We start from the raw sequence: 13,210 nt of genomic DNA, 5'->3' as shown, positions 1-13,210 counted from the left end.
CCCGCATGGACCCCGCCGCCGCCCTGCCCCCGCTGCCCGGTGCGCCCGGCGGCCCCGCCCTGCCGGATGTGGAGGAGCTGCTCGAGCACGCCGTGGCCGTGTCCCTGCCCATGTCCGTCCGCTTCCGGGGCACGGACGTCCGGCAGGCGCTTCTGCTGCGCGGACCCGCCGGCTGGGCCGAGTTCTCCCCGTTCCCGGAGTACGGCCCGGCCGAGGCCTCCCGCTGGCTCGCCGCGGCCATCGAGGCCGGCTGGCAGGGGTGGCCCGCGCCCGTGCGGGACGCCGTGCCGGTCAACGCGACCGTCCCCGCGGTCTCCGCGGACGACGTCGAGGGCGTCCTGGCCCGGTACGGGGAGGGCATCACCGCGGTCAAGGTGAAGGTGGCCGAACGCCGCTCCGGCGGCGGCCTGGTCACCGGGTCCCACAGTGCGGACCTGGCGCGGGTGCGCCGGGTGCGGGAGCTGCTGCCGGACGCGGCGGTGCGCGTGGACGCCAACTGCGGGTGGACGGTGGCCCAGGCCGTGACCATGCTCGTCGAGCTGCGGGACGTGGGCCTCGAGTACGCCGAGCAGCCCGTCCCGGGCATCCGGAAGCTGGGCCGGGTGCGGCGGATGCTGCGCGAGCGCGGGGTCGCCACCCGGATCGCGGCGGACGAGGCCGTGCGCAAGGAGACGGACCCGCTCGCCGTCGCCCAGGCGGACGCAGCCGACCTGATCGTCGTGAAGGTCCAGCCCCTCGGCGGGGTGCGCCGCGCCGCCGCGATCGTCGAGGCGGCGGGACTGGACGCGGTCGTCTCCTCGGCGCTGGACACCTCCGTGGGCATCGCCGGCGGGGCGGCGCTCGCGGCGCACCTGCCCGCCCTGCCCTTCGCGTGCGGGCTCGGCACGGCGGCGCTGTTCACCGACGACGTCATCTCCCCGCCCTGGCGCCCGCGCGGCGGGGCGCTGCCCGCCCCGGGGGAGCGGGCGCCGGAGCCGGATCCGGCCCTGCTGGCCCGGGTCCGGCAGGACGCTGCGGGCCAGCGGTGGTGGGCGGAACGGGCGCGCGCGGCCCACGCCGTGCTCGCGGACTGCGCGCCCGCCTGAGCCCGGAACGGGGGCCCGGCTGCGCCCAATAGGGCACGCCGCCGGGATGAAACGCCCAGGTCGGACAGAGTTCGGCTCCGGTTCACCTCCGGGCCGTCGGACGCTCCCTCGGGTGCACCACGGTGGTCCCCGAGACGTGGCTCCCGACCCGTCGTCGGCACGCCGCCCCCGTGTGCCGTCCCCCTCACCTCGAAGGACGTCCCCAATGTTCAAGCGCCTCCTGCCCATGGCCGGCCACACCCGTGGCAACCGCTCCGCCGTCACCTGCGAGCTCAAGTGCGGCAACGCCTGCTCGAACCCCGTCCCCAACACCTCCGGCAACGAGACCTTCCAGCAGGTCGCCGAGCGTGCCATCTCGCGCCGCGCCGCCCTCGCCGGCGGCACCGGCCTGGCCGCGGCCGTCGTGATCGGCGGCCAGGTGGCCCAGGCCCCCGAGGCCCTCGCGGACAACGGCCGCCCGCCCCGCGGCGGCGGCAAGCTGGACTTCGAGCCCATCGCGCCCGTGATGCGCACCGTGGACGACGTCACCGTCCCCGCCGGCTACGACTGGGGCACGATCATCCGCTGGGGCGACCCGCTGTTCGCCGACTCCCCGGAGTTCGACATCGAGCACCAGACCGGCGCCTCCGCCGCGGCCCAGTTCGGCTACAACTGCGACTACCTGAACGTGATCTCCGACGGCGGCAACGACCGCCGCGGCTACCTCGTGTCCAACCACGAGTACACGAACGAATACATCATGTTCTCCCCGGAGTACATCGCCTCCCACCCCAAGGACGTCGTCGACGCCGGCATCCAGTCCCACGGCCTGTCCATCGTGGACCTCGAGCGCACCGGGAAGGGCGCCAAGTGGGAGTACGTGCGCGGTGGCCGCCGCAACCGCCGCATCACCGGCACCACCCCCTTCCGCGTCACCGGCCCCGCCGCCGGCAGCGACCTGCTGAAGACGGTGGAGGACCCCACCGGCACCCGCGTGCTCGGCACCCTGAACAACTGCGCCGGCGGCACCACCCCGTGGGGCACCGTCCTCTCCGGCGAGGAGAACTTCAACCAGTACTTCACGGGCCGCGGGACCGCGGAGGAGAAGCGCTACGGCATCGGCACCAAGCCGACCTCCCGCGGGTGGGAGAACTACTACGACCGCTTCGACCTCACCCACGAGGGCTACGAGAACGAGGCCCACCGCTTCGGCTGGATCGTCGAGGTGGACCCGGAGGACCCGACCTCCACTCCGGTCAAGCACACCCTCCTGGGCCGCTTCAAGCACGAGGCCGGCACCGCGGTCCTCTCCGGGTCCGGCCACGCCGTGGTCTACTCCGGCGACGACGAGCGCCACGACTACCTGTACAAGTTCGTCTCCGCCAAGACGTACCGCGCGGGCGACAAGAAGCACAACATGTCCCTGCTGGACGAGGGCACGCTCTACGCGGCCAAGTTCCACGGCGACTCCCCGGAGCGCGAGATCGACGGCACCGGCACCCTGCCCTCCGACGGCGCCTTCGACGGCTGGGGCGAGTGGATCGCCCTCGCGTCCCACAAGAAGTCCTATGTGCCCGGCATGTCCCTCGAGGAGGTCCTCGTCTTCACCCGCCTGGCGGCGGACAAGATGGGCGCCACCGCCATGGACCGCCCGGAGGACGTGGAGACCAACCCCGTCAACGGCAAGGTCTACGCGGCCCTGACCAACAACACCAAGCGCACCGCGGTCGACGAGGCCAACCCGATCGTGGGCAACCGCGACGGCCACGTGATCGAGCTGACCGAGCGCCGCGGCGACCACACCGCCACCCGGTTCAACTGGGTCATCCTGCTGCTCGCCGGCGACCCGGCGGTCTCCTCCTCGGCCTACTTCGCGGGCTACCCGAAGGAGCTCGTCTCCCCGATCTCCTGCCCGGACAACGTGGCGTTCGACTCGGAGGGCAGCCTCTGGGTCTCCACCGACGGCCAGCCGGGCACCATCGGCTACGCCGACGCCCTCCACAAGGTCACCCTGGACGGCCCGGAGCGCGGCCGCGTGCAGCAGTTCCTCGCCGTCCCCCGCGACGCCGAGACCTGCGGCCCGGTCATCCACGACCGGGACAACTCCGTGTTCGTGAACGTCCAGCACCCGGGCGAAGACGGCATGTGGGGCGCCCACACGTCCTCCTTCCCGGACTTCCTGAACCCGGCCGGCCCCGTGCAGGTGGGCGACGACGTCGCCGCGCCGCGCCCGTCCGTCGTCCAGGTCTTCAACGTGACCGGGAACAACGGCGTCGGCAAGGGCTCCGGCAAGGAGAAGGCCGGCAAGGGCAAGGGCGGCCACGGCAAGGGCAAGGGTCCGAAGAACTGACCGGCACCCACGCCTGACCGAGCCCCCGCGTCATCGCCGTCCTGCACGGCGGCGATGACGCGGGGGCTCGGCCGTCTGCCCGGGACATCGTGACGTCGGGCCCCGCCTAGACTGGCGACCACCATGTCTTCCGTCGACTCGACCGCCCTGGCCCGCACCGTGGCCGCCGCCCTGATCGAGGGCGGCATGCGGGAGGCCGTGATCTGCCCCGGCTCCCGCTCCGCCCCGCTCGTCTACGCGCTCGCCGAGCAGGAGCGTGCCGGGCGCCTGCGCCTGCACGTGCGGATCGACGAGCGCTCCGCCGGCTTCCTCGCCCACGGCCTCTCCCTGTCCACCGGGCGTCCGGTGGGGGTCCTGACCACCTCGGGCACCGCCGTCGGGAACCTGCTGCCGGCCGTGATGGAGGCCTTCCACGCGGGCACGCGCCTCGTGGCGCTCACCGCCGACCGGCCCGCCGAGCTGCACGGCACCGGCGCCAACCAGACCACCGAGCAGGAGGGCCTGTTCGCGCTGCACACGCGGGCCGCCGCGTGCGTGGACGGGGACCCCGCCCCGGGGGCGAGCACGGCCGCCCACCTGCGCGCCGTCTCCTCCGCCGTGCGGGGTGCGCTGCTGCGTGCGGACGGGTTCGCGGCCGCGGACGCCGCGGACGCCGTCGCCGTGGCCGAGGCCCCCACCGGGCCCGTGCACCTGAACCTGCGCTTCCGTGAGCCGCTCGTCCCGGACGCGGAGCAGCTCGCGGAGATGGCCGCCGTCGCGCCTGTGGCGAACGCCGCCGACGCCGATCCGCGCCTGCCGTGGCGCGCCCCGGGGATGGACCTCTCAGGCGGGCCCGAGCTGGACGTCTCCCGCCGGTACGCCCGGTGCACCGTGGTGCTGGCGTGCCACGGGGCCGGTCCGGTGGCGGCCGCGTTCGCGGTGTCCCTGGGGCTGCCGCTGCTGGCCGAGCCCAGCTCCGACGCGCGGTTCAGCGTCAACGCGATCGCCGCCTATCCGCTGCTGCTCGGCCCCGGCGGGGGTGCGAGCCCCCAGGCCCACCCGCTCGCGTCGCGCATCGAGCGGGTGGTGCTGTTCGGCCGGCCGACCCTCACCCGACCCGTCACCGCCCTGCTGCGCCGCCCGGACGTGGAGACCGCGCTGTTCGCCCCCGAGCCGATGCCGTGGTTCGAGCCCGGCCGGCGCGCCGAGCGCCTGATCGCCGACCCCGCCGAGCTGGCCGCGTTCGCGGGCCAGGGCCGGCCCGGCTGGCTGGCCGCGTGGCAGCGGGCGTCCATGCGCGCGCAGTCCGCCCTCGAGGACGTGCTGGCCCGCCGGGACCGGGACCACGGACTGAGCCCGCAGTCCGTGGCGCACGTGGTTCCGGCGGTGACCCGCGGGCCGCTGGTGCTCGGCTCGTCCTCCCTCATCCGGGACGTGGACCTGACCTGGCGCCCGCCGGCGGCGCCGCACGTCCAGGTGTTCGCCAACCGGGGGCTGGCGGGGATCGACGGGACGATCGCCACCGCGGCCGGCGTGGCCCTGGGCACGGGCCGGCGCACCGTGGCCCTCGTGGGGGACCTCACCGCCCTGCACGACTCCGGCGGCCTGCTGCAGGGACCGGGCGAGCCGGAGCCCGACCTGGACGTGGTGGTGGTCAACGACGCCGGCGGCGCCATCTTCGCCGGGCTCGAGCACGGCCAGGTGGCGCGCGCCGAGGGCATGGCGGAGACCGTGGAGCGGTTCTTCGGCACCCCGCACACGGTGGACTTCGCCGCGCTGGCCGCCGCCCACGGCATCGCGCACGTCCGCGTGACCACGCGCGAGGGCCTCGTGCACACGCTGTCGGACCCGGGCCGGGGCCGGCGCCTCGTGGAGGTCCGGTGCGACCGCGCGGACCGCCCCGGGGTCACCGCCGCCATCGCCGAGGCCGTCGCCGCCACGTTCGAGGCGGCGCCGGAGTGCCACCCGGAGGACCTGGCGCTGACCGAGGAGGAGTCATGACCGAGCACCCCGCCCCCGAGCCCCGCCGCGTCCGCCGCGCGGACGTGCTGATCTCCGGGGCCGGCCCCGCCGGAGCCACGGCCGCGGCGCATCTGGCGGCGGCGGGCCTGGACGTCGTCGTGCTGGAGAAGTCCGCGTTCCCGCGCGAGAAGGTCTGCGGGGACGGGCTGACCCCGCAGGCGGTGCAGGAGCTGCGCCAGCTGGGGATCGAGCACCGCGGCGGCCCCGGCGACGACGGCGGCTGGCAGGTGATCCGCGGGCTGCGCCTGCGCGCGGGGGAGCGGTCCGTGGACGTGCCCTGGCCGACGACGCGGAGCTGGCCCGACTACGCCCTCACCCGCACCCGGCGGGACCTCGACGCGCTGCTGGCGGACACGGCCCGCGAGCGCGGGGCCACGGTGCTGGAGCGGCACGCCGTCACGGGTGTCACCCGGGACGAGACCGGGCGCGTGGACGGCCTCACGGCCGAGCTGATCGGGGGGAACGGCCGCAAGACGGGGGAGACCGTCACGTGGCACGCCCCGATCGTGCTGGCGTGCGACGGGGTCTCGGCTCGCGCCGCCGTGTCCATGGACGTGCACCGCCGGACGGACCGCCCCATGGGCGTGGCGGTGCGGGCCTACTACACCGCCGGGCCGACGGGGCCGGACGGCGCCGTCCCCCGCCCGCGGGGGGACCGCGGCGAGTGGATGGAGTCGTGGCTGCGCCTGCCGGACGAGGACGGGAACCCGCTGCCCGGCTACGGCTGGCTGTTCCCGCTCGCGGACGGCACCGTCAACGTGGGCCTGGGCATCCTGGACACCTCCCCGATGTTCGGCCGGCTCGACTACCGGGCGCTGCTGCGGCAGTGGTCCGGCGCGCTGACCGAGGACTGGGGGATCTCCGAGGACACCCGCACCTCGAAGATCCTCGGGGCGGCCCTGCCCATGGCGTTCAACCGCACCCCCCAGCACGTGCCCGGCATGCTGCTGGTGGGCGACGCCGCGGGCATGGTCTCCCCGTTCAACGGCGAGGGCATCGGGTTCGCCATGGAGGCCGCGCGGATCGCCGCGGAGCTGGCCGTGGAGGCGCTGGGCGCCGGATCCTCCGCCGCCGCGGACGCCGTGCTCTCCCGGTACCCCGTGATCACGCAGCACCTGTGGGGCGCGCACTTCCAGCTCGGCGTCCGGTTCGCGCAGCTGATCGGCCAGCCACGGGTGATGCGTGCGGCCCTGGCCACGGGCATGGCGGTGCCGCCGCTGCTGCGCACCGTGGCCCGCGTGATGGGCAACGTGGTGGACCCCGCCGGCGGTGACGCCGTGGACCGCGCGGTGCGGATCCTGGAGTCCGTGACGCCCTCCCTCACCACCGCCGACGCACCGCGTCCGGGTAGGCTTGACCGGTGACCACGTCTGAGCCCGGCTTCGCCCTGCCCCCCGGATTCGACCCCCTGGCCGAGCACGGCCGGGTGCTTGAGTCCGTCCTCACGGCGCTCGAGCGGGTCGAGGAGCAGCTGACCGAGGCCCTGGCCTTCGACGACGCGTTCTCACAGACGGCCACACGCCACCTGGCCGCCGCCGGCGGCAAGCGCGTCCGGCCGGTCCTGACGGTCCTCGCCTCGCTGCTGGGGGACCCCGGCCTGACCACCGGCGAGGTCGGAGAGGTCGGCCCGCAGGTGCGGCAGGCCGCCGTCGTCATGGAGCTGACGCACCTGGCCACCCTGTACCACGACGACGTGATGGACGAGGCCCCGGTGCGCCGGGGCGCGCCCGCGGCGCACCGGCTGTGGGGCAACTCCCAGGCCATCCTGGCCGGTGACCTCATCTTCGCCCGGGCCTCCCGGTTCATGTCCGAGCTCGGTCCCCGCCCCGTGGGCGTCCAGGCGGAGACGTTCGAGCGCCTCGTGCAGGGCCAGCTGTGGGAGACGCGCGGTCCCGCTGAGGACGAGGACCCGCTGGAGCACTACTACCGCGTCCTCGGCGGCAAGACCGGCTCCCTCATCTCCGCAGCGGGCGTGCTCGGCGCGTTCCTGGGCGGCGCGGACGAGTCCGCCGTGCAGGTCATGGCCGACTACGGCGAGAAGGTGGGCCTGGCATTCCAGCTGGCCGACGACCTGATCGACCTCACGAGCACGGCGGACGAACTCGGCAAGACGCCGGGGACCGACCTGCGCGAGCGCGTGCCCACCCTCAGCACGATCCTCGTCGGCCGCGCGGCCGCCGGGGAAGGGCCGGAGGCCGAGGAGGCCCGCCGCGTGCTCGCCCTCGTCGAGGGACCGCTGGACACGGATGAACAGCTGGCCGCCGCTGTCGCCGCCCTCACCGCGCACCCGGCCTTCGCCGAGGCCAGGGTGCTCACCCGCCGCTGGGCCGAGGACGCCCAGGCCGCGCTGACACCGCTTCCGGACTCCGTGGTGAAGGACGCGCTCGCGGCGTTCGCGGACTACGTGGTCGCCCGCACCGCCTGAGCCTCCCCGCACCGAAAGGGCCCCGACGATGACCCTCACCTCCCGCCGTTCGCTCATCACCGGGGCCGCCGCCGTCGCCTGCGCCCTGCCTGCCGTGGCCGCCGCGGCCACGTCCGCGACGACCACCCTGGCCGTGTACCTCCGCGCCACCCCGTCCTGGTCCGCGGTCCGGATCGTCGTCGTCCCGGCGGGCGAGGACGTGGCCCGCACCGGCCGGACCTCCGGCGCCTGGGTCGAGGTGGCGTGGCAGGGCCGGACCGGCTGGATCGCGGACGACTACCTCAGGCCCCTGACGCCGACGGTGCCGGTGGCGCCGGCGGACACGCGTGCCCTCGCGTCCACGGCGCTGCACCGGACGTTCACGTACGGCGACCAGTCCTCCGTCTACCACGTGTGGGCGGACGGCATCGACTGGTCGACGCCGGTCGGAGTCCTCTTCTACCTGGACGGCGACTACTTCACCCGCTCCACCTCCCGAATGCACAACCCCGCCGCCGCCCCCCTCGCGGACGTCGCGGCCGAGGCGAACCGCCGCAACCTGGTGTGCATTGCCGTCGACACGCCGGACGTCTACCGCAGCGGCCTCGGGTACACGTGGTGGAAGGACAAGGCGCGGACCTCCGCCTACTTCCGGGCCTTCGCGGCGCACATGAACCGGACGTACCGGCTGGCCGCGGACCGGCAGTGGCTCTACGGCTACTCCGGCGGCGCGGAGATCATCACCATCAGCCTCATGGCGCAGGAGCAGGACGCGTGGGGCTTCGCCGGTGGCGGCGCCGTGATCCTGGCCGGGGGCGGCGTCCCCGCCACGTACAGCGAGACCCGGCTGACCCCCGCGTTCCGGGCCCTGCGGGCCACGTGGGTGGTGGGGTCCGAGGACACCGCGGGGGAGACGTACCCGCAGACCTGGTCGGCCCTGGGGGCGGCGACGGCGGGCCACCGGTTCTACGCCGACCGGGGGTTCACGCGGGCCCGGTTGGACGTGCTCGACGGGCTCGGCCACCACGACTACGACCTCGCGGGCGTCCTGCGGGCCCCCCTGGACGCGGCCGGCGTCACCCGCCGGCGCTGAGGCCCCGCAGGGCCCGTGCGGAGTCAGATCCGGGTGGGCCCCATGTCGAGGACCGCGGCGAGCTCGCGGGCCTTCGCGGCCCTGACCTCGGGCGCCACGGCGTGGCGCAGCTGCCGGTAGAGCAGGTCCTCCTCGAACCGCGGGAAGACGTGCAGGTGGTAATGCCATACGTGCTGGTTGCCGGCGGGCTCGTTGTGCTGGCGGGTGGACACCCCGTCCGGCGCCCACGTCTCCTTCATGGCCAGCGCCACCTGCTTGGCGGTCAGGGCGATGCGCTGCAGCACCCGGGAGGGCAGGTCGTACAGGTTCTCGTAGTGCTCGGCCGGGCATACCATGGCGTGGCCCTCGTGGTCCCCGAACCCGTCCGCGGCGATCAGCACGATCACGTCCTCGTCCTGGTAGACCGTGTCCTCCGGCTCGCAGCGGTTGCGCGGGTCGGAGGTGTCCCCGGCCACCAGGCCGCAGAACGGGCACACGTACCCCTCGGGGGCGTGGGAGATCCGTCCGGAGGCGGCGGTCATCGGTCCGCGGCCTCGTCGTCGGCCTCGAAGGACCACACGAGCAGGTCCGTGACGAACTCGCTGAACGTGCCGCCCTCGTCCTCCCACTCGCCGTCCTCGGCCTCGGCCCCGGTGGAGCGGCGGTGCACCAGCGGGTCCGGCAGGGCCAGGTTCGCCACCGGCAGGCCCCACACCACGGTCTCCCCGGCGTCCTCGAGGAACATCAGGAACCCGTCCCTGACCTCGAGGTCGTCCGGGTCCCAGACGTAGTGGTCCGTCTCCAGCAGGTCACCGCAGTTGCCCAGGGCCCGGTAGAACTCCCGCAGCGCGGTGGGGAGCACGAGCTGCCCGTCCAGCTGCGCGGCGGCGGGGGAGGCGGCCAGGCGGGCGTCGATGTCGGCGTCGGCCAGGCCGTCGTCCTCCTGCCAGGGCTCGCCCAGCAGGTCCGGCACGAGCTTCTGGAACGCGGGCAGGTACACGGGGGCGGGGGGCTTGGGGGGCATGGGGCCAGTCTAGGCGTGGGCTCGGGCCGCGGCCCGGCCCGCCCGACGGCGCAGCCGCCCCTCGTGGAGCTGGTCCGCCGAGAACACGATTAGTGAGAGCCAGATCAGCCCGAAGCCGATCCACCGGGCGGCGGGCATGTGCTCCCCGAGGACCAGCACGGCCACCAGGAACTGGAGCATCGGGGCCGTGTACTGGAGCATGCCCAGCGTGGTGAGCGTGAGCTCCTTCGCCGCCGCGGAGAAGAGGATCAGGGGCAGCGCCGTGAGGATGCCCGAGGCGGCCATGAGCCAGAAGTGCCCCGGGCCCTCCGTGACCGTGGTGAGGCTCCCGGCCTGCGCGAGCAGCGCGGTGCCCACCACGAAGACGGGCGCGAGCGCCACGGTCTCCGCCGTCATGGCGGTCACTGAGTGCACCGGCACGGGGAAGCGCTTCTTCACGAACCCGTACAGCCCGAATGTGCACGCGAGCCCCAGCGAGATCCACGGCACCTCACCGAGCGCCAGCGCCATGACGAGGACCGCGGTGACGGCCACGGCGACGGCGACCCACTGGAGCCGGCGCAGCCGCTCTCCGAGCAGCAGCACGCCGAGCAGGACGTTGACCAGGGGGTTCATGAAGTAGCCGAGGGAGGCTTGGAGCACGTTCCCGCTGGTCACGGACAGGGCGTAGAGGAACCAGTTGACTCCGATCAGGGCCGCCGCCAGGCCGGTGGTGCCCCACCGGCGCGGTGTGCGCAGCGCGGTGACGAGCTCCGGCAGGCGCCGCATGAGTGCGAGCAGGACCAGGCAGAACAGGAGGGAGAAGCCGATCCGCACCACCACGATCTCCACCGCCGACGCCGGGTCCAGGGCGGCCATGTACAGCGGCAGCAGTCCCCAGATCAGGTAGGCGCCCAGTCCGGAGGCCAGCCCAGCGGGAGAGGAGCCGGACTCGTTCGGGCGCACGGTGGGCAGTGCACCGGTGTCCGGGGAGGCGGGCACCGGGGAGGTGGGGGTGGCTGAGGCGGAGGAGGAGCGGCGGATCACCGGACCAGGGTAGGCCCGGTGCGCCGACTCCCCGGGCCGGGCGCCTGCGCGGTGAGCGGACTCACGGCGGCTCGCGCGGGCGCGCCGGTAGACTCGGGGGCTGAATCCCAGGACCGGACGGGCCCGTGCCCGGCCCCGCGCCTCGTGGCCGTGTGCCCACCCCGTCCTGCCTCCTCGACCGCCGTTGGAAGGACACCCTCGCTGTGACCGAACGCCCTGACCGCCCGCTGCGCATCGCCGTCGTCGGCGCCGGCCCCGCCGGTGTCTACACCGCGGACATCCTCACCAAGGAGGAGCGGGAGTTCCGGGTCAGCATCGACCTGTTCGACCGCTACCCGGCCCCGTTCGGCTTGATCCGGTACGGCGTGGCCCCGGACCACCCGCGGATCAAGGGCATCGTGAACGCCCTGCACAAGGTCATGGACCGCGGGGACATCCGTTTCCTCGGCAACGTGGACGTGGGCACCACCGTGTCCCTCGAGGACCTGCGGCGCCTCTACGACGTCGTCGTCTTCACCACCGGCGCCGTGCGCGACGCGGCCCTGGACGTGCCCGGCGTCGAGCTGGAGGGCTCCTTCGGCGGCGCCGACTTCGCCTCCTGGTACGACGGACACCCGGACGTGCCGCGCGAGTGGACGCTGGATGCGCAGTCCGTGGCCGTGATCGGCAACGGCAATGTGGCCCTGGACGTGGCCCGCATCCTCTCCAAGCACGCGGACGACCTGCTGCCCACCGAGATCCCGGACAATGTGTACCAGGCGCTCAAGGCCTCGCCGGTGACGGACGTGCACGTGTTCGGCCGCCGCGGCCCCGCGCAGATCAAGTTCACCCCGCTCGAGCTGCGCGAGCTGGCCCACTCCCGCGACGTGGACATCGTGCTCTACGAGGAGGACTTCGACTTCGACGCCGCCTCCGAGCAGGCCATCGAGGAGAACAACCAGGTCCGCACCATGGTCGGCACGCTGACCAACTGGCTCATGGAGCAGGAGGACCGCCAGCAGAGCGCCTCCCGCCGGCTGCATCTGCACTTCCTCCAGGCCCCGGAGGAGTTCCTGGACGAGGACGGGGACGGCCGGGTGGACGGTCTGCGGATGCGTCGGATGGAGCTGGACGGCTCCGGTGGGGTCCGCCCGACGGAGGAGACCGTGGACTACCCGGTGCAGGCGGTCTACCGGGCGGTGGGCTACTTCGGCTCGCCCGTGGAGGGTGTGGAGTTCGACGCCGTCCGCGGCGTGATCCCGAATGCGGAGGGGCGCGTGCTCGACGCAGCCGGCCAGCCGGTGCCGGGCCTCTACACCTCCGGCTGGATCAAGCGCGGCCCCGTGGGGCTGATCGGCTCCACGAAGGGCGACTCGCTCGAGACCATCAAGCACCTGATCGAGGACGAGCCCGGTCTCTACACCGCGCAGGAGCCGTCCGAGGACGCGATCCTCGCACTCCTGGACGAGCGCGGTGTCGAGTACACCACGTGGGAGGGCTGGCACGCCCTGGACTCCCACGAGAAGTCCCTCGGCGCCGCCGCCACCGAGGCGGGCCCGGTCGAGCGCGAGCGCGTCAAGGTCGTGGACCGGGACGAGATGACCCGCATCTCCCGGACCGGCGCCGGCCTGGCCTGAGCTGTCCGGCGGATCGCGCCCCGGCACGACGGCGGCCCCTCACCTCCGCACGGAGGTGAGGGGCCGTCGGGCGTTCCGGTCGGCGTCGGCCCGCACGGCGCGCGTCGGTGTGGCCGTCAGAGGCCGATCACTCGGCGTCGTCGAGGTCCGCGACGATCGTCTCCGGCAGCGTGCCGCCCAGCCCGCGCCAATGGGTGATCAGCTCGCGGCGCGGGGCCGCCTGGAGCGCGTCGCGGGCGTCCTTCTCGGCCTGCTCGATCCGCTTGTCCAGGGCGCGCGGGGCGCCCTCGCGGACGACGTCCCGGTGGTGCCGCTTGACCGGCTCCCCCTCGGTGTACCGCTCGACGGGCTCGAGTTGCGCCGCGGTGGCGTCCTGGTTCGAGCGCTGGGCCTTGAGCGTGGCCGGCTTGAGCACCTGGCTGACCCAGCTGCCGTCCAGCAGGATCCCGCGCGGGGCGGCCAGGCCGTGGCGCAGGGCCAGGTCGAGGGCGTCGGCGGCGTCGATCTCGAGGCGGGCCGTGGCCAGGGGCAGGTCGTCCACGGGACGGCCGTCCACGCGCTGCCGGGCCACGGCCTTGGCGAGCGTGTAGTCGGCGGACTGCCACACGGCGCCGCGCGGGTCGATCAGGTAGAGCATGCGGACTCCTCGGTCG

Annotated in this window: 11 protein-coding genes; 7 read left to right on the top strand and 4 right to left on the bottom strand. The window is 74.3% G+C overall.

All coding sequences use genetic code 11. The annotated features are described in order from the left end of the window. Window positions 1–5: 5 nt before the first annotated feature. The 6 genes from MA879_RS07305 (at window position 6) to MA879_RS07280 (ending at window position 8,912) form a co-directional block, all read left to right on the top strand. On the top strand, window positions 6–1,085 hold the full coding sequence (locus tag MA879_RS07305) for an o-succinylbenzoate synthase (protein ID WP_248124610.1): 1,080 nt from the start codon (window positions 6–8) through the stop codon (window positions 1,083–1,085). A gap of 205 nt (window positions 1,086–1,290) precedes the next feature. After that, window positions 1,291–3,414, top strand: coding sequence for a PhoX family protein (locus tag MA879_RS07300; RefSeq protein ID WP_248124607.1), 2,124 nt, complete (start codon window positions 1,291–1,293; stop codon window positions 3,412–3,414). Window positions 3,415–3,537: 123 nt separating this feature from the next. Beyond that, window positions 3,538–5,394: a 2-succinyl-5-enolpyruvyl-6-hydroxy-3-cyclohexene-1-carboxylic-acid synthase gene (menD, locus tag MA879_RS07295; protein WP_248124604.1), complete on the top strand. Its 1,857-nt coding sequence runs from the start codon at window positions 3,538–3,540 to the stop codon at window positions 5,392–5,394. Beyond that, window positions 5,391–6,779 (top strand): geranylgeranyl reductase family protein, encoded by a 1,389-nt coding sequence (locus MA879_RS07290; protein WP_248124601.1) that lies wholly within the window; start codon window positions 5,391–5,393, stop codon window positions 6,777–6,779. Before menD ends, MA879_RS07290 begins: the two co-directional genes overlap by 4 nt. Next, window positions 6,776–7,840, top strand: a complete 1,065-nt coding sequence (locus tag MA879_RS07285; protein WP_248124597.1) for a polyprenyl synthetase family protein — start codon at window positions 6,776–6,778, stop codon at window positions 7,838–7,840. The genes MA879_RS07290 and MA879_RS07285 overlap by 4 nt, the downstream gene beginning before the upstream one ends. A gap of 28 nt (window positions 7,841–7,868) precedes the next feature. Then, window positions 7,869–8,912: an SH3 domain-containing protein gene (locus MA879_RS07280; RefSeq protein ID WP_248124595.1), complete on the top strand. Its 1,044-nt coding sequence runs from the start codon at window positions 7,869–7,871 to the stop codon at window positions 8,910–8,912. A gap of 23 nt (window positions 8,913–8,935) precedes the next feature. On the opposite strand, the gene MA879_RS07275 is transcribed toward MA879_RS07280, so the two are convergent. From MA879_RS07275 to rarD, 3 genes are read right to left on the bottom strand one after another with little or no spacing between them, the layout of a single operon-like run. Further along, window positions 8,936–9,433: an HIT family protein gene (locus tag MA879_RS07275; protein WP_248124593.1), complete on the bottom strand. Its 498-nt coding sequence runs from the start codon at window positions 9,431–9,433 to the stop codon at window positions 8,936–8,938. Next, the gene (locus tag MA879_RS07270) at window positions 9,430–9,915 is read right to left on the bottom strand and encodes a hypothetical protein (RefSeq protein ID WP_248124591.1); all 486 of its coding nucleotides are present in this window, start codon (window positions 9,913–9,915) and stop codon (window positions 9,430–9,432) included. The genes MA879_RS07275 and MA879_RS07270 overlap by 4 nt, the downstream gene beginning before the upstream one ends. A gap of 9 nt (window positions 9,916–9,924) precedes the next feature. Further along, a complete protein-coding gene (rarD, locus tag MA879_RS07265) occupies window positions 9,925–10,941 on the bottom strand; it encodes an EamA family transporter RarD (RefSeq protein WP_248124589.1) in 1,017 nt (338 codons plus the stop codon). A 203-nt stretch (window positions 10,942–11,144) separates the two neighbouring features. Between rarD and MA879_RS07260 the strand changes: the two genes are divergently transcribed. After that, a complete protein-coding gene (locus MA879_RS07260) occupies window positions 11,145–12,557 on the top strand; it encodes an FAD-dependent oxidoreductase (RefSeq protein WP_248124586.1) in 1,413 nt (470 codons plus the stop codon). 127 nt (window positions 12,558–12,684) lie between these two features. On the opposite strand, the gene MA879_RS07255 is transcribed toward MA879_RS07260, so the two are convergent. After that, complete coding sequence (locus MA879_RS07255; protein WP_248124576.1) at window positions 12,685–13,194, bottom strand: hypothetical protein; 510 nt, start codon at window positions 13,192–13,194, stop codon at window positions 12,685–12,687. Between the last annotated feature and the right edge of the window lie 16 nt (window positions 13,195–13,210).

The organism is Micrococcus lacusdianchii (assembly GCF_023155805.1).
GTDB classification, from domain to species: domain Bacteria; phylum Actinomycetota; class Actinomycetes; order Actinomycetales; family Micrococcaceae; genus Micrococcus; species Micrococcus lacusdianchii.
Note: the sequence above shows the minus strand (reverse complement) of the source record. Positions and strands in the feature narration are given on the sequence as shown.